The organism is Halomonas ventosae (assembly GCF_004361885.1).
GTDB classification, from domain to species: Bacteria; Pseudomonadota; Gammaproteobacteria; order Pseudomonadales; family Halomonadaceae; genus Halomonas; species Halomonas ventosae_C.
In genome coordinates this window covers 119498-141304 of record NZ_SNWH01000007.1, presented here as the reverse complement: position 1 = coordinate 141304, position 21807 = coordinate 119498, and the positions used below count along the sequence as shown (strand labels likewise).

Annotated in this window: 15 protein-coding genes; 4 read left to right on the top strand and 11 right to left on the bottom strand. The window is 64.7% G+C overall.

Annotated features, from left to right (window positions below):
• Window positions 1-15 precede the first annotated feature (15 nt).
• Window positions 16-1119, bottom strand: coding sequence for an AI-2E family transporter (locus DFO68_RS07875; RefSeq protein ID WP_133483105.1), 1104 nt, complete (start codon window positions 1117-1119; stop codon window positions 16-18).
• A 125-nt stretch (window positions 1120-1244) separates the two neighbouring features.
• On the opposite strand from DFO68_RS07875, the gene DFO68_RS07870 reads away from it, so the two are divergent.
• Entirely contained in the window at window positions 1245-2045 is an 801-nt protein-coding gene (locus DFO68_RS07870; protein WP_133483104.1) for an SIMPL domain-containing protein, read from the top strand.
• Here DFO68_RS07870 and serS read toward each other — a convergent pair.
• Window positions 2035-3312 (bottom strand): serine--tRNA ligase, encoded by a 1278-nt coding sequence (serS, locus tag DFO68_RS07865; RefSeq protein WP_133483103.1) that lies wholly within the window; start codon window positions 3310-3312, stop codon window positions 2035-2037. The genes DFO68_RS07870 and serS overlap by 11 nt on opposite strands.
• A 214-nt stretch (window positions 3313-3526) precedes the next feature.
• Between serS and ydiJ the strand changes: the two genes are divergently transcribed.
• The 3 genes from ydiJ to DFO68_RS07850 all read left to right on the top strand — a co-directional run bounded on the left by ydiJ (window position 3527) and on the right by DFO68_RS07850 (window position 8821).
• On the top strand, window positions 3527-6679 hold the full coding sequence (gene ydiJ / locus DFO68_RS07860) for a D-2-hydroxyglutarate dehydrogenase YdiJ (RefSeq protein ID WP_133483102.1): 3153 nt from the start codon (window positions 3527-3529) through the stop codon (window positions 6677-6679).
• Between the two features lie 65 nt (window positions 6680-6744).
• Window positions 6745-6945 carry a DUF2905 domain-containing protein gene (locus DFO68_RS07855; protein ID WP_133483101.1) on the top strand — a complete coding sequence of 67 codons (201 nt, stop codon included), beginning with the start codon at window positions 6745-6747 and terminating at the stop codon, window positions 6943-6945.
• 76 nt (window positions 6946-7021) lie between these two features.
• Complete coding sequence (locus DFO68_RS07850; RefSeq protein WP_133483100.1) at window positions 7022-8821, top strand: cation:proton antiporter; 1800 nt, start codon at window positions 7022-7024, stop codon at window positions 8819-8821.
• A 13-nt stretch (window positions 8822-8834) separates the two neighbouring features.
• Here DFO68_RS07850 and DFO68_RS07845 read toward each other — a convergent pair whose 3' ends face one another.
• From DFO68_RS07845 to trpE, 9 genes are all read right to left on the bottom strand, one after another.
• Window positions 8835-9545 (bottom strand): M48 family metallopeptidase, encoded by a 711-nt coding sequence (locus tag DFO68_RS07845; protein ID WP_133483099.1) that lies wholly within the window; start codon window positions 9543-9545, stop codon window positions 8835-8837.
• Window positions 9542-12658 (bottom strand): type I restriction endonuclease subunit R, encoded by a 3117-nt coding sequence (locus DFO68_RS07840; protein WP_133483098.1) that lies wholly within the window; start codon window positions 12656-12658, stop codon window positions 9542-9544. Before DFO68_RS07840 ends, DFO68_RS07845 begins: the two co-directional genes overlap by 4 nt.
• Window positions 12659-12679: 21 nt before the next feature.
• Complete coding sequence (locus DFO68_RS07835) at window positions 12680-13729, bottom strand: PDDEXK nuclease domain-containing protein (protein WP_133483097.1); 1050 nt, start codon at window positions 13727-13729, stop codon at window positions 12680-12682.
• The gene (locus tag DFO68_RS07830; protein WP_133483096.1) at window positions 13726-15033 is read right to left on the bottom strand and encodes a restriction endonuclease subunit S; all 1308 of its coding nucleotides are present in this window, start codon (window positions 15031-15033) and stop codon (window positions 13726-13728) included. Before DFO68_RS07830 ends, DFO68_RS07835 begins: the two co-directional genes overlap by 4 nt.
• The gene (locus DFO68_RS07825) at window positions 15030-17492 is read right to left on the bottom strand and encodes a type I restriction-modification system subunit M (protein WP_133483095.1); all 2463 of its coding nucleotides are present in this window, start codon (window positions 17490-17492) and stop codon (window positions 15030-15032) included. Before DFO68_RS07825 ends, DFO68_RS07830 begins: the two co-directional genes overlap by 4 nt.
• Before the next feature lie 175 nt (window positions 17493-17667).
• On the bottom strand, window positions 17668-18474 hold the full coding sequence (gene trpC, locus DFO68_RS07820; RefSeq protein ID WP_133483094.1) for an indole-3-glycerol phosphate synthase TrpC: 807 nt from the start codon (window positions 18472-18474) through the stop codon (window positions 17668-17670).
• Between the two features lie 8 nt (window positions 18475-18482).
• The gene (trpD, locus tag DFO68_RS07815; RefSeq protein WP_133483093.1) at window positions 18483-19502 is read right to left on the bottom strand and encodes an anthranilate phosphoribosyltransferase; all 1020 of its coding nucleotides are present in this window, start codon (window positions 19500-19502) and stop codon (window positions 18483-18485) included.
• A 45-nt stretch (window positions 19503-19547) separates the two neighbouring features.
• On the bottom strand, window positions 19548-20135 hold the full coding sequence (locus tag DFO68_RS07810; RefSeq protein WP_133483092.1) for an anthranilate synthase component II: 588 nt from the start codon (window positions 20133-20135) through the stop codon (window positions 19548-19550).
• Between the two features lie 52 nt (window positions 20136-20187).
• Window positions 20188-21675, bottom strand: a complete 1488-nt coding sequence (gene trpE, locus DFO68_RS07805; RefSeq protein WP_133483127.1) for an anthranilate synthase component I — start codon at window positions 21673-21675, stop codon at window positions 20188-20190.
• Window positions 21676-21807: the final 132 nt, after the last annotated feature.

Below are 21807 nucleotides of genomic sequence, written 5' to 3'. Positions count from 1 at the left end.
AAGCCCGGGGCGACGTCATTTGGGCCCCTCCTCCTCACGCTCCGAGATCGGGCGGTCGGCCTGCTCGATCGGTGCTCCATCGCCTGGTCCCAACAGATGGGCGATCCAGCGGGTCTCGGGATGGCTGTCCAGGGCGATCTTGAGGGTCATGGTCAGCACTACCGAGAGCAACATCCCCACCACCCCGAAGATCCAGCCCCACACCACCAGCGACAGGAAAGCCACGAAGGTGGAAAGCCCCAGCGCCCGGCCCATGACCCTCGGCTCGATGATATTGCCCATCACGAAGTTGACCCCCAGATAGGCCGCGGCGAGCAGCAGCGCATCGAACATGCCACCTTGCGGGGAGACCAGCAGCAGCAGGACCGGCGGCACCGCCGCGATGGCCGATCCGATATTGGGAATATAGTTCAGGGCAAAGGCCAGTACTGCCCACAGCAGCGGAAAGTCCACCCCCAAGAGCTTGCAGGCCAGCCAGATCAGCGCCCCGGTCACCAGGCTGACCAGTGTCTTGACGGCCAGGTAGCGCTTCAGGGTGAGGCTAAACTCGCTGAAGCGACGCAGGCTGGGCGCCGGGTTGACCAGGGCACGAGAGACCTTCTCGCGAAAGTTGAGCGTCTCGAAGAGCAGGAACATCACCAGCAGGCCTACCATGACACTCTGCATCAGCAGGTTGCCAACCTCGCCGAGCACCGTGGGTATCCAGTTGCCGAACTGCTCGGCATCCAGCAGATCAGCCAGCCGATTGGTGTCGATGGCAAGCCCCAGCCCGGCCAGTCCATCGAGGAGCCCCAGATAGTACTGGTAGAGTTTCTTTTCGATGCCTGGCAGGGCATCGATGAAGGTGCCGAAACTGTTGGCCAGCAACAAGCCGAGTAGCGAAAGAAAGCCACCGATCACCACCAGGGTTAGCCACACCGCCAGTTGCTTGCTCATCCCCAGGCGGTGCAGCCAGTGCACGGGCGCAGTGCAGACCACCGCGATCAGGATTGCCAGTAGCAATGGCACCAGCAGGCTAGAGCCTGCGCGCAAACCCGCGATGATCACTACCAGGGCGGCCAGAGCCAGCAGCAGGTTGAGGGGAAGCGTATTGCTGTTATGGTCGTAGGGATGGGGCATGCCCGCACTCGTAACGGTGGAAGTCTGCTCATGATGCCGGGGTGGCTGTCAATTGCAAAGCATGGGAATCATCCCCCTTGCATTGGCTCAAACCGAGGTAGTCGTCGATCAACCAGGAGAACCTTATGCCGATGACCCACCCGCTTTGCCGATTACGCGTTCTGGCCCTGGCCGTGCTGATGATCGTAGCGTCCCTGGCGATGTTGTCCCGCGTTCACGCCGAGGAAATGCCCGGCCGCCTGGAGGTCCAGGCCGAGGCAGAGCTGCAGGTGGTGCCGGATCGTGCCACGCTCAATGCCCGCCTGTGGGAATATACGCCGGCCATCGCCCGGCGCAAGGACACGGTCAACGATCCGGATGCCCTGCGCGAGGCCCGCGACCGACTGGAAGTCCGCGCCGCCGAGCTGATTCGCACCATGGAAGAGGCGGGGCTTGCGCGCGAGGCGATCCACGCCGGCTCCCTGGATGTACAACCCGAGCACCTGCCGGGCGAACGATACGAAAAAGGCGAGCGCGAGTCCCTGGTGCGCACCCGCCTGGAGCGCCCGATTCTCCTCGAACTCGATGACCTCGAGCGACTGCCCGTGGTGCTCGATGCCCTGACCGCTGCCCGCGTGGATGCCCTGGACGGCGTGAGTTACGACCTGGCCGACCGCGACGCCGCAACCGACGAAGCGCTGGTCAAGGCACTGGGCAAGGCGCGCCGCAAGGCCAGCCTGATGGCCAAGACCCTGGGCATCGATCTGGGCGAGGTGATGGCGGTGAGCGAGACCCGCTCACCGATCTTCCAGCCGCGCACGATGGCCATGAGTGCCGATGCCCGGGAGAGCCTGCCTCAGGCCGAATACCGTCCCGGCACCATCACCATCGAGGCAGGCGTCAGTGTCAGCTGGGCGATCGACATAGCCCCCAGCGTCAGGCGTTGACCGTTACGACCCCACCCATGTAGGACCGCAGAACTGCAGGCACACTGATCGAGCCGTCTGCATTCTGGTGGTTCTCCATCACCGCCAGCAGGCAGCGCCCCACCGCCAGGCCGGAGCCGTTGAGGGTGTGCAGCAGCTGTGGCTTCTTCTGCTCGGGATGACGAAAGCGCGCCTGCATGCGCCGCGCCTGGAAGGCCTCGCAATTGGAGACCGAGGAGATCTCGCGGTAGGTGTCTTGGCTGGGCAACCACACCTCCAGGTCGTAGGTCTTGGCCGCCCCGAAGCCCATGTCGCCGGTACACAGCGTCACCACCCGATAGGGCAGTTCCAACGCCTGGAGGATCGCCTCGGCGTGACCGCGCATCTCCTCGAGGGCTTGGTAGCTGGTGGCCGGGTCGACCAGCTGCACCATCTCGACCTTGTCGAACTGGTGCTGGCGGATCATGCCGCGGGTATCGCGGCCGTGGGAGCCCGCCTCGCTGCGAAAGCACGGCGTATGGGCGGTGAGCTTGATCGGCAGCGCCCGATGATCGAGGATCTCGTCGCGGACAAAGTTGGTCAGTGGCACCTCAGCGGTGGGGATCAGATGATAACCGCGCTCGTCGTCGAGGCGAAACAGATCCTCGCCGAACTTGGGCAGCTGGCCGGTGCCGTACAGCGACGCCTCGTTGACCATATAAGGGACATAGCACTCCTCGTAGCCATGCTCAAGGGTCTGCTTGTCGAGCATGAACTGGCTCAGCGCCCGATGCAGTCGCGCGATGGGACCGCGCATCACCGCGAAGCGGGACCCGGTCAACTTGGCCGCCAGCTCGAAGTCCAGCTGGCCCGTGAGCGCCCCCAGGTCGACATGGTCACGCATCGTGAAGTCGAACACGCGCGGCGTCCCCCAGCGGTGGAGCTCGACGTTGTCCTCCTCGCTCTCGCCCACCGGGACGCTCTCGTGGGGCAGGTTGGGCAGGCCGCTGACCACTTCGTCCCATTCGGCCTGCACCTCGGCCAAGTGTCCCTTAGCAGCATCGAGGCGCTCGCCCAGGTCGGACACCTCATCAAGCAGCGGTTGGATATCCTCGCCCCGGGCCTTGGCCTGGCCGATCGCCTTGGAGCGGGTATTACGCTCGGCCTGCAGGGATTCGGTCTGGGCCTGCAGCTCGCGCCGCCGGGACTCCAGCGCCTCGAGACGGTCGGTATCGAGGACGAAACCTCGCTTGGCCAGTCGTTGGGCGACCGCGTCGGGGTCGCTGCGCAGTAGTTTGGGGTCGAGCATGGCATCCGGTCCGTTGCAGTCGTAATTAGGGGATCGCCAAGGCCTCGATCGGCGGCGACGGCCTCGGCAAACAGGGCGCCATTGTAGGCAAAAGGCGAAAGCGGCGCCACGCGCCGGGGTCGCCGGCTTCACGATGATCGCCCCGCTCTGGGTGCGCGCCACCACGCTCTCGCGGTAGAGTAGCGCCACGCTCCCTTTTCCAGACAAGAGTTCCATGATCGCACGACTGGATACCGCCGACGCGCGCCATATCAAGAGCCTCGCCACCCCCTACCTGCGCTTCCTGGACGCCCTGCGCGATGCGGGCTTCGAGGGCGAGATCGCCCCAGACTATGCCGCCCGCACGGTGCTGGCCACCGACAACTCCATCTACCAGCGCCTGCCCCAAGCGGTGCTCTACCCCCGGCACGGCGCCGACCTCGAACGCATCGCCCGGCTGGCCGGCCGAGACGAACACCGCCGAGTAGCACTCACCCCGCGCGGCGGCGGAACCGGCACCAACGGCCAGTCGCTCACCGACGGCCTGGTGGTAGACGTCTCGCGACACATGAATGCGATTCTCGACATCGACGTGGAGAGCCGCCGCGTGCGCGTGCAGGCCGGCGTGGTCAAGGATCAGCTCAATGCGGCGCTCAAGCCCCACGGGCTCTTCTTCGCCCCGGAGCTGTCCACCTCCAACCGCGCCACCATCGGCGGCATGATCGCAACCGACGCCAGCGGCCAGGGCAGCTGCGAGTATGGCAAGACCCGCGACCATGTGCTCGAGCTCGAGACCCTGCTGCTCGGCGGCGAGCGCCTGGTCAGCCGTCCGCTGGCCGACGAGGAGCTCACGCCGCTGTGCGAACGTGACGACGTCACCGGGGCAGCCTACCGCACCGCCCGGGAAATCATCGACACCCAGGGCGAGCTGATCGCCGAGAAGTTTCCGCCGCTCAACCGCTGCCTGACCGGCTACGACCTGGCGCACCTTCGCGACGCCGAGGGTCGCCTCGACATCAACAGCCTGCTGTGCGGCTCGGAGGGCTCGTTGGGCTTGCTCGATGAAGCGGTGCTCAACGTGCTGCCCATCCCCCGCCACTCAACGCTGGTCAACGTGCGCTACGCCGGCTTCATGGAGGCGCTGCGCGATGCCAAGGCGCTGATGGCAAGCAGTACCTCTTCACAAGCCCAGCCACAGGCGCGGCCCACCTCCATCGAGACGGTGGACGACAGCGTGCTGATGCTGGCCATGGAGGACTTCGTCTGGGACAGCGTGGCAGCGTTCTTTCCCAGCGGTGAGACGCCGGTGCGCGGCATCAACCTCGTGGAGTTCAATGACGATGACCCCGAGCAGCTGACCGAGCGCGTTGCCGCCTTCTGCCGCCACCTGGAGGCCGATGCCAGCGTCGAGCGCCTCGGTTACACGCTGGCCGAGGGGCGCGAGCAGATCCAGAAGGTCTACGGCATGCGCAAGCGCGCCGTGGGCCTTCTGGGCAACACCAAGGGCGAGAAGCGACCCATCCCCTTCGTCGAGGACACCGCCGTCCCACCGCAGCACCTGGCGGACTATATCGCCGAGTTTCGCGCCACCCTGGATGCCCGCGGCCTCGAGTACGGCATGTTCGGCCATGTGGATGCCGGCGTGCTGCACGTACGTCCGGCCATCGACATGAAAGACCCGGCCCAGGAGCGGCTGATCCGTGAGATCTCCGACGAGGTGGTCGCGCTGACGAAGAAGTACCACGGCCTACTATGGGGCGAGCATGGCAAGGGCGTGCGCTCGGAGTATGCTCCCGGCTTCTTCGGCGAGCTGTATCCCAGCCTGCAAGCGGTCAAGGCCGCCTTCGACCCCCACAACCAGCTCAACCCTGGCAAGATCGCCTCGCCGCCCGCCGTTTCCCGGGACATCGAGGCGCAGCCGGTGACCTGGGTCGATCCCCAGCTGCTGACCATCGACGGCGTAGCCACCCGCGGTCAGCTCGACCGCCAGATCGACGAGCGGGTCTGGCAGGCCCACGCGGCCACCGTCTACTGCAACGGCAACGGCGCCTGCTATAACTATGACCCCGATGACGCCATGTGCCCCTCCTGGAAGGCCACCCGCGACCGCATCCACTCCCCCAAGGGGCGCGCCAGCCTTATCCGCGAGTGGCTGCGGCTGCAGGGCGAGGCCGGCGTCGACCTGGTCGAGGAGTCAAGGAAGAAGAAGGCCGAGGGTCCCTGGGGCTTCGTCAAGGACTTCCCGCTGCGGCTACGAAACAGCCTGGCCAAGCGACGCGGCGAAGCCGACTTCTCCCACGCGGTGTACGACGCCATGGCAGGGTGTCTCGCCTGCAAGTCCTGCGCCGGTCAGTGCCCGGTGAAGGTCAACGTCCCCGACTCGCGCTCGCGCTTCCTCGAGGTCTACCATGGCCGCTACCTGCGCCCACTGCGCGACTACCTGGTGGGCGGCATGGAGTTCGTGCTGCCGACACTTGCCCGAATGGCGCCGCTCTACAACGCCGCCCTGGGCAATCGCCTCGTCGACCGGCTGCTGGCCGGCCCGCTCGGCCTGGTGGACAGCCCGCGGCTTTCCCGTGCCAGCCTGAACAAGCAGCTCACCGCCTGGGGCGTGGCACAGGCGACGCCGACGTCGCTCGGCCTGCTCACCGAGGCGCAGAAGGCGCGCAGCGTGGTACTCCTCCAGGATGCCTTCACCAGCCATTTCGAGGCCACGCTGGTGATGGACATCGTCGAGCTGCTCAGCCGACTCGACGTGCGGGTCTTCGTCGCGCCCTACTCGCCCGGCGGCAAGCCGCTCGAGGTACAGGGTTTCCTGGGCGCCTTCGCGCGTACCGCACGGACGCAGGCCAGGCGCCTCAAAACACTCGCCGAGTTCGGCGTGCCGCTGGTTGGCATCGATCCGGCCATGACTTTGATCTATCGCCAGGAGTATCCCAAGACGCTGGGCCCGCAGGCCGTGCCCGAGGTGCTGCTGCTACAGGAGTGGCTGGTGACCCAGGTTGCCCACCTGGCGCCGCGGGTTGCCCCGCAAGGCCTGAAGGTGCAGGACCCGGCGTACCGACTGCTCGCCCACTGCACCGAGGCCACCAATGCTCCGGGCAGCCCCCGGGCCTGGCAGCAGGTCTTCGCCGCCTTCGGCCTGGAACTCGAGCTTGTCGCCACCGGCTGCTGCGGCATGTCGGGCACCTACGGCCACGAGGCCAGGAATCTAGAGACGTCGAAGACGATCTATGCCCAGTCGTGGCAGCCCAAGGTGGAGAGCGAGGCCAATGCCGGCCGGCTGCTCGCCACCGGCTATTCGTGCCGCAGCCAGGTGGCGCGGTTCTCGGAACAGGTGCTGCCCCATCCGCTGCAGGCGCTGCTGGTCGCCCTTAAGCAGGGTTGATTGCGGCGCCCCTGAGCCTCATGACGACGATCCCCCTTCCCATATCACGACAGGAGCCAAGAGGCATGAACCGCACCCTGATCCTCGTCGGATTGCTGATCATTGCCGCCGGGCTGCTGTGGCCCTGGCTGTCACGACTCCCCTTGGGCCACCTGCCCGGCGACATCGTGATCCGCCGCGAGAACCTCGCCTTCTATTTCCCGATCACCACCATGATCCTGGCGAGCCTGGTGGTCTCGGCGCTGCTCTGGCTCTTCCAGCGCTGACCCCGGGCACGACGGCAGCGATTGTGCGCCCCCTCGCCAGTGACGAATCTGCCGCCCCTTCGACAGGAAACCCGCCATGGAAAGCCCCGCCCTCCTGCTCACCGCCATCGGTCTGCTCTCCCTTGCCTGCCAGTGGCTCGCCTGGCGGATCAAGGTGCCCGCCATCCTGCCGTTGCTGCTCACCGGCATTCTGGTCGGACCGGTCAGCGGCCTGCTCGATCCCGACGCCCTGCTCGGCAATCTGTTGTTTCCGCTGGTCTCGCTGGCCGTGGCAGTGATCCTCTTCGAAGGCAGCCTGACCCTGAACTTCGCCGAGCTGCGCGGGCATGGCCATACGGTACGTCGCCTGGTGACCTGGGGGGTGCTGATCACGGCCGTGGTCAGCGCCCTGGCCGCTCGCTGGCTTCTCGAGTTGTCATGGGCAATGGCCAGCCTGCTCGGCGCCCTGCTGGTGGTCACCGGCCCCACGGTGGTGCTGCCCCTGCTCGAGACGCTGCGCGCCAAACCGTCGCTCGCCCAGATCCTGCGCTGGGAGGGCATCCTTATCGATCCCATCGGCGCCATCGGTGCGGTGCTGGTCTATGAGTACGTGGTCATCGACGCCTCGCGCAATGCTGTCACCCACACCCTCGGGCTGTTCGGCCTGACCGCCTTGATCGGCTTCGGCCTGGGGAGCCTGGGCGGCTACCTGTGGGGCTGCGTGCTGCGCCACCATTGGCTGCCTCGCCAACTGCACAGCTTCGGCACGCTGATGGTCATGCTCACCCTCTATACCCTCTCCAACCAGCTCTTTCATGAGTCCGGGCTGCTGACCGTCACGGTGATGGGCGTATGGATGGCCAACATGCCGCGGGTTCCCACCGGGCCTATTATCGAGTTCAAGGAGACCCTGTCGGTACTGCTGATCTCGGGGCTGTTCATCCTGCTCGCCGCGCGGCTCGGCGTTGACCAGCTGGCGCTGCTGAGCTGGCCGGCCTGGGCCTACCTGGGCGTGCTGATGGTGGTGGCGCGACCGCTGACCGTATGGCTGTGCACCGCGGGCAGCGGGCTCGACTGGCGGGAGAAGACGCTGCTGGCCTGGGTTTCACCAAGGGGCATCGTGGCGGCAGCGGTGGCCTCACTGTTCGCCCTCAAGCTCGAGGCCGAGGGCATCGAGGGGGCCGACATGCTGGTGCCGGTGACCTTCCTGGTGATCATCGCCACGGTGGTGGTCCAGGGCCTGCTGTCGCGACCCATCGCCGATGCGCTCGGCGTCACCACTCCGCCGCCCCGGGGCTTCCTGATCCTCGGTGCCAATCCGGTGGCACGTGCCGTGGGCCAGGCACTCCAGGAGGCAGGCTTTGTCGTGCGCCTCTGCGACCATGACTGGGAAGCCCTCGAGGCGGCACGCATGACCGGCCTGCCGACCTATTACGGCAACCCGGCCTCGGAACACGCCCAGATGCATCTGGACATGGCAGGGCTTGGCCACTTCCTGCCGCTCTCGCCCTACCGCGAGCAGAACGACCTGGCCGCCCTCTACTTCGCAAGACAGCTGGGCCACGGCAAGGTCTTTCGTATCGAGGTCAGTGGGGAGCAGGCATCCTCTCGGGAACGGCCAGAACAACTCACCGAGCTGCCGTGCCTGTTCGGCGAGCAGGTGACCTGGCACAAGCTGGCGAGCCTGGTAGCCCAAGGGGCGGAGGTGAGAACCACGCGACTGCACGAGGCCTTCGCTATGGACGACTATGTCGCGACCCATGGCCATCGCCTGCTGCCGCTGTTCTGCATCGACGCCCAGGGGCGGATCCGCGTCGCCAGCGACCAGTCACCCCTCGAAGCCCAGCCGGGAGAGCGCCTGATCAGCCTGGTCTACCCCGATTCACCGGCCTTCTGAGTTGCTTTTCGACTTACCAGTATTCGGCCTTCAAGGGTAAGGCATTGAGCTCGTCACGAGCCTCGCGCCAGCCTGGGTAGTGCCGATCCAGAAGGGTGATGAAGCGTTCATTGTGGGTGGGCTCAATCAGGTGGGCCATTTCGTGGACGATGATGTACTCCAGCAGGTCCTTGGGTTTCTTGACCAGCTCCGTATTCAGTCGAATATTGCCCTTCGAGGGATTGCAGCTTCCCCACTTGGTCTTCATGCGCTGCAGGTGGTAAGCCGAGACGCGAACGCCCAGGCGAGCCTCCCAGCTTGCAATCAGCGGGGGGATAGCGTCATGCAACAGTCGCTTGTGCCACTCATGCATGACATCAGCACGCTTTTCCCGATCGCTTCCCGGCCGCACCGTAAGCGTAATGCGCTTATGATCCAACTTGACGCCCGGGCGGGCCTCACGCTCCTCCACGCTCAACAGGTAGCGCCGGCCCCAGAGATAGTGGCTCTCTCGCTCAACGAGCCGACGGGGCGTTTCTCGGGCCTGAGCGTGGAGTCTCGCCTGCTGGTCGCGTATCCAGCCCAGCTTGGCAATTGCATAGGTGCGCGCCACCTCCAGGCGGGTCGCGCGGGGCGCCACCAGGGTGACCCGTCCGTCCGGCGGATGCACGGAAAGATGCACGTTGCGGACATTCTTGCGCGTCACCTCGATGGCGATATCCCCCAATGTGATCGATTCGGTCACGGGTAACCCGCCTGCTGCTTGATCAGATCGAACACAGCCTCGGTGGTCTTTCGATTTCTCCCGAGGATAGGGAACAGGGCGTTGAGTACCTGCCGCTCGCGCGCGTCGTCCCCACGCCAGCCGGCCGGGGCCAGCTCGCGCATGGCCCGGTCGATGGCCAGCGAGATTCGCAGCCGCTGCTCGTCAGCGTCGAGTGAGGGCTCATGCACTTCGTTTGCCGGGCGCGACGCGGCCAGGATATCCGGCAAGTTGTGGTAGATCACCTGCGCCTCGGGCCGATCGTCAAGCTCAGGAGGCACCGGCTCGCCACGCTGCCCCTGCGCCATCTGCTGGACGAGGGCCTCGGCGCGCTCCAGCAACTGCTGGTAGGAAGCCGTCTCGCTGCGCCAGTCCGCGATCAGGTCGTCCAGCAGAGTCGAGAGCTGTTTGTAGAAGCGTGGATCGGTGAGCTGGCCACGGATGATGGTCTTGCGCACGTTGTTGATGATGCCCTCGGCCACCCCGTTCTTCGACAGCTTGCCCTGCTGATTGAGCTTCTTGGCGATGGCATCATGAATACCTGTCTCGACGATAAGCTCCACCAGGGAGTAGCTGTCCACCGAGCCGAGATTGCTCGCCGGGTCCGCCTGAATATAGGTGTTGATGAGGTGGCGCATGTCCGCCTCGAAGGGCTTGATATCCAGCTCCTCGCCGGAGTGGCACTTGATGGCGGCACGCACTTCGCTGAAGAAGGTCACCTCGTCCTGCAAGGCGGCAATCTCTCCCGCTGAGTAGCCAACGGCCTCCAGTTCCTGGGCGATGGCGGAATACGCGCGCACGAAGCTGGCCACCGCCTTGTAGAAGGCGATGCGCAGCACCTCGGTATCGTCCAGCGCCTCCGGCGCCCCGGCATCGCCGCAGAAATAGTGCAGGTAGTGCTCGATCTCGCGCGGCGGCGGCACCGGCTCACACAGGTACTTGAGCGCTTCTCGGGCCGTGTCGAGCTTCCTGCGACCCTCCTTGCGCCAGTCCTTCAGTTCGACGTTGTTTTCCGCCGCACCGCCATCGTCCAGGTCCAGCTCATCGGAGCTGTAGACGGCGATCGCCTGCTGCACATCGCCGAACAGCTGCTTGAAATCGACGATATGGCCGTAGTCCTTGTCGTCGCCGTCGAGCCGGTTGGTCCGGCAGATGGCCTGGAACAGGTTGTGGTCGCGCAGTTCATTGTCCAGGTAGATATAGCTGCACGAGGGCGCATCGAAGCCGGTCAGCAGCTTGCTCACCACGATCAGCAGCTTGGTGTTGGCCGGCTCCTCGATGAAGCGCCGCTTCATCTCGGCCTCGTACTGGGCGGTACTCTGGCCTTCCTTCAGCACAAACCGGGTATAAGTGTCGAACTTGTAGCGCTCGTCGCTGTTGGCCGGCTCGCGGGAGATGGCGTTGTGGCTGGGCTCGAAGGAGGTGATGATGCCGCAGTACTGACCGAATGACGTATTCTGGAACAACCGGAAGTAATGGCAGGCATCATAGATCGAGGCGGCCACCAGGATGGCCGTGCCGCGATCGTTGTTCAGGCGCGGCTTGAGGCCGAAGTCCTCGATGATATCCGCGACGATGCGCTGCTTGCGCTCGGCGGAGCTCATCAGCTCCTCCAGCGTGGCCCAGCGCTTGCGTAGCACCGCCTTCTGGTAGTTGTTGAGGTTCCGGGTCTTCTGCTCGAACCACTTGTCGATGGCCTGCCGAGAGGTCAACCGCTGGGGGACATCGCGGGCTTCGTACTTCAGGTCCAGTACCACGCCATCGGCCACTGCCTCGGGGAACTTGTAGGTGTGAATATAGGTGCCGAAGACCTCGCGGGTGGTCTGCTTGTCGCGCCTTAGCAGGGGCGTGCCGGTGAAGCCGATGAAGATGGCGTCGGCGAGCCAGCGTTTCATCTGCCGGTTCATGGCGCCACCCTGGGTACGGTGGCACTCGTCCACGAACACATAGAAGCGCCCGTGCACTGGCGGCGGGTCGCCCCTGAGATCGCCCGGGTCAAACTTGTGCACCAGGGCGCAGAGCAGCCGCGGCGTGGTCGCCCCCAGCTTATCCATGAACTGTGCGCGTGAAGTGATGCGAGGCGAAAAATCATCCTCGCCCACGACACCGGCATTGCGCATCACGCCGACGATCTGGCGGTCCAGTTCGTCGCGGTCGGTCACCACCAGAATGCGCGCCGCCGGGTCGTGTTCCATGATCCACTTGGCCAGCAGCACCATCAGGATGCTCTTGCCGCTGCCCTGGGTGTGCCAGATCACCCCGCCCTCGCGCCGGGCGATGTGCTCCTGGGCCGCCTTGACGCCAAAATACTGGTGCGGCCGCGGCACTTTCTTCTGGCCGGCATCGAAGATCACGAAGTTACGGATCAGGTCCAGCAGGCGCTGCTTGCCGCACATCTGCGCCAGCGGCCTGTCCAGCAATACTCCGGGCGACGCAGTGCTGCCGCCCTCCTCATCCTTCCACTGCACAAAGAACTGCTCCGGCGTGCCGGTGGTGCCGTAGCGCAGCCCCTGGGCGTCGCTGCCGGCCAGCAGCAGCTGCGCGGTGGTGAAGAAGCCCTCGTTGAAGATCGACTCCTGGTTGGTGATGAGCTGGCGCACACCGTCGGCCACCTCCATGGAGCTGCGCTTGAGCTCGATCACCGCCACGGCGATGCCGTTGAGATAGAGCACCAGGTCCGGCCGGCGCTCGTGCCCACCCCTGAGGGTCACCTCCTCGGCCAGGGCGAAGTCGTTGTTCTCGGGGTGGGTCCAATCGATCAGGTGCACATCCTCGTGCGGCTGCCCCGGCGAGAGCAGCACCTTCACGGGGTAGCGCAGCAGGTTGTAGGTGCGCAGATTGGCCTGGTAGAGCGTCACGCCGGTGACATCGGCGGCCGTTTGCAGCTTGTGCAGCGCAGCGGCGATATGCGCCTCGGAGTCGCCACGTTCGCGCAGATTGTCGCGCAGCAGCTCGGCCTCGATGGCACGATTGCCCTGCCGACGGCTCCAGTTGCCCAGCCAGCGATAGCCCAAGCCGCCCTCAGCCTCCGGCCGGGTCAGCAGGTGGATCACGCGGTTCTGGGTCAGGCGCTCAGGGCGCGTGGCGTGCGACATCTGGCGGGCTCCTTGCGTGGCTCAGTCGGTCGGCTCGTCCTGGCCCCCCTGCAGCCGCGCCCTGGCGGCGGCGATGGATTGATGCAGCTTGGCCTGCAGGGCCTCTCGGGAAGGCAACACTGTCAGGTATTCGGCAACATGGATGCCGCTCTTGTCCAGTTCCAGCAACTCGATCTGCTCGCGCTGCTTGCCGGCACACAGGATGATACCCAGCGGCGGATTTTCCCCTGCCTCCTGCTCGTGGCGCGCCAGCCAGCGCAGGTAGAGCTCCATCTGTCCCTTGTACTCGGCCTTGAAGCGCCCGAGCTTGAGGTCAATGGCCACCAGCCGCCTGAGCTTGCGGTTGTAGAACAGCAGGTCGATGTAGAAGTCCTCGTCGTCGATCTGGATACGCTTCTGGCGTCCCACGAAGGTGAAGCCCGCACCCAGCTCCAGCAGGAACTGCTCTATCTCGCGCAGGATGGCGTCTTCCAGGTCACGCTCCAGATAGCGGTCGTTGAGGCCGAGGAAGTCGAGCAGGTAGGGATCCTTGAGCAGCAGCGCGGGCGACGCCTGGCCGCCCCGGCGCAGGGTGGATAGCTCGTGCTGGATGGTCTGCTCGGGCTTTTTCGAGATGGCGCTTCGCTCGAAGAGCATCGACTGGATGCGCTCCTGCAGCTGGCGAGACGACCACCCTTCGAGCTGGCACAGCTCGATATAGAACTCGCGCTTCAGCGAGTCGTCCAGATAGATCAGGCTCTTGAGGTGGGTCCAGCTCAACTGTCTCCGCAGTGCGGAGACTTTCTCCTCCTCCGGGAAGACCTCGGCGAAGCGGATCATGTGGCGCAGGTTCTTGGCCGAAAAGCCCCTGCCGTACTCATGGGTCAACTGTCTCCCCAGCGCGGAGACAATCTCCTCGCCATAACCGGCCCGCTTGCCCGCCAGGACCTCCCGGTGGATACGGCGTCCGATTTCCCAGTAGAGCAGGGTCAACTCGGCATTGACCGCCACCGCCGCGCGCTGGCGGGCACCATCGATAAGCTGGCGAAGATCGGCGACCAGCGCCGGATCGGTGACGGCCCTGTCGGTCATACCAGACGTGTCCTCCCGGTCAGCAGCTCCTGCATCATGCCCTGTTTCAGCTCGGCGGTTTTGCTGCGGCGCTGTTCCAGGGCTTCGAGTTCGGCGTCCATATCGGAGAGGACGGTGGCGATGGCGGCTTGTTCTTCGATATCCGATGGCAGCGTTACTTTAAATGTCTGTAATTGTTTCTTGCCAACCTCAAGAAACGTACTCCCCCCACAGAGCTGGAGAAGGAGCTGTTTCTGAGTAGTCATCAAATAAAAAAGAAATTCGCTGTCCGCGTTTAATGGAATCAGGTTTTTAAAACCCTGATTCGTGGTCATTGGAATCGTATTGATCGCACACTCTCCGATGGTGGCGCGGGTTGTCATAATGATCGAGTTGGGAGGAATAACTTCGGCAGAGCTAGCCTGAAGACCTTTTTGCGATATTGTGCGCTCGGTTTCCGTAAGGTGCTTCCGACCGTGTAGCGCCGTGATATCCGTTGGGGTACACCATGCGACACCGCCATTCCAGAGGTCCTGGTTAGTAGTGCTTGGCGTGCCGCCGCTTCGAATATCCGCAATTTCCTCTAGGGTCTTCGTCTCACACGCCCCCTCAAAACCAGGCAGCCGCGTCTCGCCGGTCAGGAGCTGTTGCATGGCAGCCTGTTTGATATCACGCTTCTTGGCGATCAGGCGGTCCAGCGACCCCAGAAGGGAATCCACATCGCTTAGGGCGGTAGCGATGGCGCGCTGTTCTGCTTCAGTGGGCCAAGCAAGGCGCAAGCGCCCGAACCGCGTTGAACCAAGATGAGCCACCGAAGTGGTTTGGAGCGAAATCCGTGAGAAGACCCCAGTCTGCTGGCAGTGCCGGAAAAGGTGCGAGGCGAAATTTTCACAAACACCTGATCGAGCCCTGAAACGCAAGAGGGCATTCTGAATGGCACAGGGTTCGGGATATTCATCATTATAAATCGAACATCGCCCAACAAGCTCAAGACTCTGGCCCTCGTTAAGCAGGACATCGCCATTCCTAACTTGGAATTGTCTAAACTGCTCATCCGTCATCGGCATCTTGAGCACATCGGTGATGTCAATTCGCCCATCAAGGACGTTCTTTGTTCTGAGGTAAGGGCGCTGTTCGCCTGGCGCATTAATGGCCAATGCCTTCCCTGCAAGAATCTCCCCTTTCTGACGAGCTGCGGACACCTCCCAGTCTTCGGGAATAATCCCGATCTCCGTGTCCCTGTAGCCCTCTGGCACCGCCGGCCTGTCCATCTGCCGCGCATACCCCGCCGAGGCGTCACACACTTCCAGCACCTCGTCCGTCATGCCCACGCCACTCCCATCGTCTTCAGGTGCTCGTCCACCCGCGCCGAGAGCGCTTCTACCTGCCGGCTCAGCTGCGGCAGCGGGGTCGCATAGCGGTCGGCCAGCTCGCGCACGCGGCCGGTGAGGGTCTGGGAGACGCGCTCCAGCTCGCCCTGCACGGCGGCTTCCAGGGCGGTGAGCCACTTGTCGTCCACCACCAGGGTCTTGATCTCCTCGACGCTGAGCTCGGGATACTTGTCATAAGCCTGCTGGTCGAGGGCGGCGTCGGCCTCCTTGATGGCTTTTTTCAGCTCGCTCTGGCGCTTGTCGAGCTGGTTCCACTGCTTGAGCACCTTGATTTCGTCAGCGTAGTCGGGGTCGCCCTTGATCTCGTTGAGTCGCTTGCTGACCTCGCCCTTGTTGATCTTGTCCAGCTCGGCGAAGGCGCCGTCCTCGCCGCCGTGTTCTTCTTCCAGTTCGCTCATGTCCGCGATGCGGGCGTCCAGCTCGGTCTGAAGAGCATCCAGTTCGCCCTGCTCCTCGGTAAAGTAGCACGCGACGATATAGGGCTTGGGTATCAGGTCACAGGTCCAGCCCTTGTCCTTCATCTCGCCCTTCTTCTTGCCGCTCTTGACCTCTTCCAGCACGCGGCGGGTTTCCGCCACCCAGCCGTCGGCGGCAACCTCGTAGGCGTCGTCCTGCAGGGTCTCGTACCAGTAGTCCATCAGGTGCTGATAGATGTCGTAGGGGTCGAGCAGGGGCGCGGCACGGAAGATGTTCAGCAGATCCTCACTCACCCGGGTGATCAGGGCCTTGGGTTGGTCGTCGATGCCGAAGCCCTTGAGCACCGGCCGGTTGCGCGAGCGCCAATCGTCGAACAGGGCAGAAGCCCGCTCACGGAAAGCGGTGAACTCGGCGTGCTCAAGGATAGTGCTTCTTAGCGACTGGAGAGCCACGGCAAGATCGACGTAGCCAGTGTGAGGCGTGGGCCGGAAAAGCGCTGCCCGCAAGCTGGGGAAGACGGCCCAGTAGGCGGCCAAACCCGGCACCGGCGGGATGGCGGCGCGGTCACCGTCGATGTCGCGCACGGGAATCCCACCGTTCATGTGGGCGTGCAGGTCGTGGCGGTCTTCGGGTTCGCTGGCGTCGATGTAGCGTGGCAGGTTGAGGTTGAAGTCGTGCTTCGGGTCAGCGATCTCGTCGAAGGGCACCATACGGGCGTAGCGCGGCACGGTAGCCTGCTTGTTGAAGGTATCGACGATGCGGTGGATGTCCTGCTCGCGCAACCGGTTCTTGTTGCCATCCTTGATGAAGCCCCGGGCGGCATCGATCATGAAGACCCCCTTTCGCGCCTGGGCGTTCTCCTTGTCCAGCACCAGGATGCAGGCGGGAATGCCGGTGCCGTAGAAGAGGTTGGCCGGCAGGCCGATGATGCCTTTCAGATACCCGGAGCGCACCAGTTGCCGGCGGATGGCGGCCTCGGCGTGGCCCCGGAACAGCACGCCATGGGGCAGGATCACCGCGCCCTTGCCGGTGCTTTTCATCGAGCGAAGGATATGCAGCAGGTAGGCGTAGTCGCCCTGCTTGGCCGGCGGTGCGCCCCAGGCGAAGCGCTGCCAGGGGTCATCTTCTGGCGTGATGCCGGCGCTCCAACCCTTGTCCGAGAACGGCGGATTGGCCACCACGTAGTCGTAGGTACGCAGCTGCTCGCCGTCTCTGAACTTGGGATTGGCCAGGGTGTTGCCCTGCACCACGTTGGCGGTAGGGAAGTCGTGCAGGATCATGTTCATGCGCGCCAGACCGGCGGTTGTGACGTCTTTCTCCTGCCCTTCCAGGGTGATGTGTTTGCCGGCCTCGGCGGCGACCTTGAGCAGCAGGGAGCCCGAGCCGCAGGTGGGGTCGTAGGCGGTGGTGGCCGCCACAGCACGCTCAGGCGAGATGCCGATGACCTGCGCCATGATCCGGCTGACCTCGGAAGGCGTATAGAACTGCCCCTTGCTCTTGCCGCTCTCCTGGGCGAAGTGGCGCATCAGGTATTCGTAGGCGTCGCCCAGGATGTCGTCGTGCTCGGCACGGTTCCTGGCGAAGTTGAGCTCCGGCTTCTGGAAGATGCTGATCAGGTTGGTGAGGCGATCCACCATCGCCTTGCCTTCGCCGAGCTTGTTGGGGTCGTTGAAATCGGGAAAGTCACTGCGCGCCAGGCGCTGGTTGGCGTCGATCAGCGGCTGGATGATCTGGGTGTTGATCCTGTCCCCGATGTCGCTCTTGCCCTTGAGCTTGACCATATCGGCGAAGCTGGCGCCTTGGGGGATGATCACCGGCGGCGCGAAGTCGTCGGAATCGGCGTACTTGTCCGAGATATACTTGATGAACAGCATGAACAGGACGTAGTCCTTGTACTGCGACGCGTCCATGCCGCCGCGCAGTTCGTCGCAGGAGGCCCAGAGAGAGGAGTAGAGTTCGGATTTCTTGATCGCCATTGGGAGTCGCTTGGTGGGCTGTCAGCAGAAGTGCTGGAGAGCAGGTTAGGCACTGGAGTGGGACTTCACAAAACCGGCTGGAACCGGGGAGGCCTGCGGCCTCCATCGTCGAAGCGTGGAACCGTCGAACCGCCGGCCAAGCCGGGCTCCTACAGAGTAAGGTCCGCAAACTTGCCTAGAAGAACAGCCGCCGCAGGGCCTCGCCGGGGTCGGCCTCGCGCATGAAGGCCTCGCCCACCAGGAAGGCATTGACGTCATGCTCGCGCATGCGCAGCACGTCATCGCGGGTGTGGATGCCGGACTCGGTGACCACGCTGACGCCGGGCGGAATCCGCGGCAGCAGTTCCAGGGTGGTCTCGAGCCGGGTGTCGAAGGTGTGCAGGTCGCGGTTGTTGATGCCTACCAGGGTGAGCTCGAGCTTGAGGGCTCGGTCGAGCTCCAGGGCGTCGTGGACCTCCACCAGCACGTCCATGCCCAGTTCCACGGCCTGGCGATGCAGGTCTGCCATCCGCGCATCGTCCAGGGCGGCGACGATCAGCAGGATGCAGTCGGCGCCGAGGGCGCGCGCCTCGCTGACCTGGTAGCCATGGGTGATGAAGTCCTTGCGGATCACCGGCAGGTCGCAGGCCTCGCGCGACTCGATCAGATAGTCCTCGTGGCCCTGGAAGAAGTCGGCATCGGTGAGCACCGAAAGACAGGCTGCACCGCCTTCGGCGTAGCTTGCGGCGATCTCGCCGGGGCGAAAGTCCTCGCGGATTACCCCCCTGGAGGGTGAGGCCTTCTTGATCTCGGCGATTACCGCCGGATCGCCGGCCTGGATGGCGCGCTCGAGGGCGGCGACGAAGCCCCGCGGCGCGGGCTGCTCGGCAGCCAGGCGCAGCAGCTCCTGCTCGGAGACCGCGCGGCGCCGTTCGGCAACTTCCTGTTCCTTGCGCGCCAGGATGCGCTCGAGGATGGTGGGCAGGGAACGGGATTCGGTCATGTCGGACCTCACTGGGAAAACACGCGGGTGAAGTTGGCGAGTTCCTTGAGCTTTTCGAGCGGCAGCTTGGAGGCCTGGGCGTCCTGGGCCATGGCCACGCCCTCCTTGAGGCTGTCGGACACCCCTGAAGCATAGAGCGCCGCACCGGCATTGAGGGCGACGATGTCCGCCGCTGCCCCCTCGCCGATCAGGGCCTGCTCGACCAGCCGCAGGCTATCCTCGGCGCTCTTTACCCGCAGCGAGTCCAGCGACTGACGCTCGATGCCAAAATCTTCCGGGGTGATGATGTACTCGCGGATCTCGCCGTCCTTCAGCTCGGCGACCAGCGTCGGCTGCGCCAGCGAGATCTCGTCAAGGCCATCTTCGGCATGCACCACCAGCACGTGCTCGCTGCCCAGTCGCCGCAGCACCTCGGCCATCAGTGGCACCAGCTCGGGGGCATAGACCCCCAACACCTGGCTGGGGACGCCGGCAGGATTGGTCAGCGGCCCGAGGATGTTGAACAGGGTGCGCACGCCCATCTCGCGACGCGGGCCCACGGCATAGCGCATCGCCGGATGATGGCTGGGCGCGAACATGAAGCCCACCCCAACCTGCTTGATACAGCGGCCCACCTGCTCGGCATCCAGATCGAGGTTGATGCCGGCCACGGCGAACAGGTCGGCACTGCCCGATGACGAGGAAACGCCGCGGTTGCCGTGCTTGGCGACGTGCGCCCCGCCGGCAGCCACCACGAAGCTCGCCGCCGTAGAGACATTGAAGAGGTTGGCGCCATCACCGCCGGTGCCGACGATGTCGACCAGGTTGTCGGCCGTGAGCCGCACCGGGTTCATCAGTTCACGCATCACTTGGGCCGCGGCGCTGATCTCCTCGGCGGTCTCGCCCTTCATGGCCATGCCTACCAAGAAGGCGGCGATCTGGGGATCGCTGGCCTCGCCGGTCATGATCTGGCGCATCACTTCATGGGTCTCGGCGAAATTCAGGTTCTCCCGGCGCATCACCACCGCAATGGCCTCTCGCATCTGCATAATTACTACCCTCTAATCAGCCTCGACTCGGGCTCGGCTCAGCGCCTAGACACGACGTTTAAGAAAGTTGGCCAGCAGCTCATGGCCCTGGCGGGTCAGGATCGACTCGGGATGGAACTGCACGCCTTCGACATCCAGCTCACGGTGGCGCAGCCCCATGATCAGCCCCGGGGTGACGTCGTCGTCGTCGCACCAGGCGGTGACCTCGAGGCAGTCGGGCAGGCCCTCGCGTGCCACCACCAGCGAGTGGTAGCGCGTCACTTCCAGGGGATCCTCGAGGCCCTCGAAGACGCCCTGGCTAAGATGGCGAATACGCGAAGTCTTGCCATGCATCACCTGGGAGGCACGCACCACCTTGCCGCCATAGACCTGGCCGATGGCCTGGTGCCCGAGACACACCCCCAACACGGGAATACGCCCGGCAAAGCGACGGATGGCCGCCAGGGAGATGCCGGCCTGGTCGGGCGCACAGGGCCCCGGCGAGATTACCAGATGGCTCGGGGCCAGGGCCTCGATCTCCTCCAGGGTAATGGCGTCGTTGCGGTGGGTCACCACCTCGGCGCCCAGCTCCCCCAGGTACTGCACCACGTTGTAGGTGAAGCTGTCATAGTTATCGATCATCAGCACGGACATGGCAGGCTCTCCGGCACTCGCCCGGCCAGCGCCGGACGACAGGCATCAGGGGTCACTCGAGGTTGTCCAGGCCACGCTCGGCCATGGCCACGGCACGGAACAGGGCGCGGCCCTTGTTGAGCGTTTCTTGCCACTCCATCTCGGGCACCGAGTCGGCGACGATGCCCGCGCCGGCCTGGACGTGCAGCTGGCCATCCTTGATCACCGCGGTGCGGATGGCGATGGCGGTGTCCATGTTGCCGTGCCAGGAGAGGTAGCCCACCGCACCGGCATAGACACCACGCTTGACTGGCTCCACCTCGTCGATGATCTCGAGTGCCCGGAACTTGGGCGCGCCGGAGACTGTGCCCGCCGGAAAGGTGGCGCGCAGCACGTCCATGGCGGAAAGGCCCGGCTTCAGGCGCCCGACCACGTTGGAGACGATGTGCATCACATGGGAGTAGCGCTCGACCACCATGCGATCGGTCACCTCCACCGAGCCGGTCTCGCTGATGCGACCCACATCGTTGCGCCCCAGGTCGATCAGCATCAGATGCTCGGCGAGTTCCTTGGGGTCGGCCAGCAGATCGGCCTCCAGGGCGCGATCCTCCTCTTCGCTGTGGCCGCGCTTGCGGGTGCCAGCGATGGGCCGCACCGTGACCTCACCCTCCTCGAGCCGCGTGAGGATCTCCGGCGACGAGCCGGCCACCTGATGATCGCCCAGGTTGAGGTAGAACATGTAGGGCGAGGGGTTGAGGCTGCGCAGGGCTCGGTAGAGGTCCAAGGGCGGCGCCTGATAGGGAATCGACATGCGCTGGGACGGCACGCACTGCATGACGTCGCCGGCCAGCACATACTCCTTGATCGTCTCCACGGCCGCCTTGAAGCCCTCCTCGGTGAAACCCGAGGTGAAATGCTCCTCCTCCACCGCGCCACGGCCGGTACCGGGGCTAATGGTATTCACGGTGGCACTGCGCAGGCGGATCTCCAGACGTTCCAGCCGTTCCAGGGCGCGGGCGTAGGCTTCCGGCTCGGCGGGGTCGGCATGCGTCCACAGCGTCAGGCGCCCGGAGAGATTGTCGAACACCACCAGGTCGTTGCAGACCATCAGCAAGATGTCCGGCACGCCGATGGGATCGGGCTTGTCGACGCCGCGCAGGCGCGGTTCGATATAGCGAATGGTGTCGTAGCCGAAATATCCCACCAGACCACCGTCGAAGCGCGGCTGGTCATCGAGGCGCGGCACCTTGAAGCGGCCCTGGAACTGCTCGATCCAAGCCAGCGGATCCTCGGCTTCCCCGGCGCCATGCAATGCGTCATCGACGAAATGGCTGACGGTGAAGCCACGCACTTCGATTCGCTCGCGGCAAGGCAGGCCGATGATCGAGTAGCGGCCCCACTTTTCGCCGCCCTGCACGGACTCGAGCAGGAAGGTCCAGGGGGCGTCGGCCAGCTTGAGATAGGTGGAGAGCGGCGTGTCGAGATCGGCCAGCACCTCGCGGGTGACCGGAATGCGGTTGTAACCGGCGTCGGCCAGCTCGCGAAAGCGGTCGGGAGTCATCATGCCCGGATCCTCGAAAAAGGGAAAACGACGATGGTGAGAGAGGCGACGGCCCGCGGTCCGTCTCAGCGCGCGAACATCACCATCGCCAGCCGCCGCGGGCAGGTGAACGGGGCAGGCGTCGTGCGGCGG

Bases quoted from the DNA above. Each gene is read 5' to 3' on its own strand.
- DFO68_RS07875 (WP_133483105.1), bottom strand. From the start codon at position 1,119: ATGCCCCATCCCTACGACCATAACAGCAATACGCTTCCCCTCAACCTG.
- DFO68_RS07870 (WP_133483104.1), top strand. From the start codon at position 1,245: ATGCCGATGACCCACCCGCTTTGCCGATTACGCGTTCTGGCCCTGGCC.
- serS (WP_133483103.1), bottom strand. From the start codon at position 3,312: ATGCTCGACCCCAAACTACTGCGCAGCGACCCCGACGCGGTCGCCCAA.
- ydiJ (WP_133483102.1), top strand. From the start codon at position 3,527: ATGATCGCACGACTGGATACCGCCGACGCGCGCCATATCAAGAGCCTC.
- DFO68_RS07855 (WP_133483101.1), top strand. From the start codon at position 6,745: ATGAACCGCACCCTGATCCTCGTCGGATTGCTGATCATTGCCGCCGGG.
- DFO68_RS07850 (WP_133483100.1), top strand. From the start codon at position 7,022: ATGGAAAGCCCCGCCCTCCTGCTCACCGCCATCGGTCTGCTCTCCCTT.
- DFO68_RS07840 (WP_133483098.1), bottom strand. From the start codon at position 12,658: ATGTCGCACGCCACGCGCCCTGAGCGCCTGACCCAGAACCGCGTGATC.
- DFO68_RS07835 (WP_133483097.1), bottom strand. From the start codon at position 13,729: ATGACCGACAGGGCCGTCACCGATCCGGCGCTGGTCGCCGATCTTCGC.
- DFO68_RS07830 (WP_133483096.1), bottom strand. From the start codon at position 15,033: ATGACGGACGAGGTGCTGGAAGTGTGTGACGCCTCGGCGGGGTATGCG.
- DFO68_RS07825 (WP_133483095.1), bottom strand. From the start codon at position 17,492: ATGGCGATCAAGAAATCCGAACTCTACTCCTCTCTCTGGGCCTCCTGC.
- trpC (WP_133483094.1), bottom strand. From the start codon at position 18,474: ATGACCGAATCCCGTTCCCTGCCCACCATCCTCGAGCGCATCCTGGCG.
- trpD (WP_133483093.1), bottom strand. From the start codon at position 19,502: ATGCAGATGCGAGAGGCCATTGCGGTGGTGATGCGCCGGGAGAACCTG.
- DFO68_RS07810 (WP_133483092.1), bottom strand. From the start codon at position 20,135: ATGTCCGTGCTGATGATCGATAACTATGACAGCTTCACCTACAACGTG.
- trpE (WP_133483127.1), bottom strand. From the start codon at position 21,675: ATGACTCCCGACCGCTTTCGCGAGCTGGCCGACGCCGGTTACAACCGC.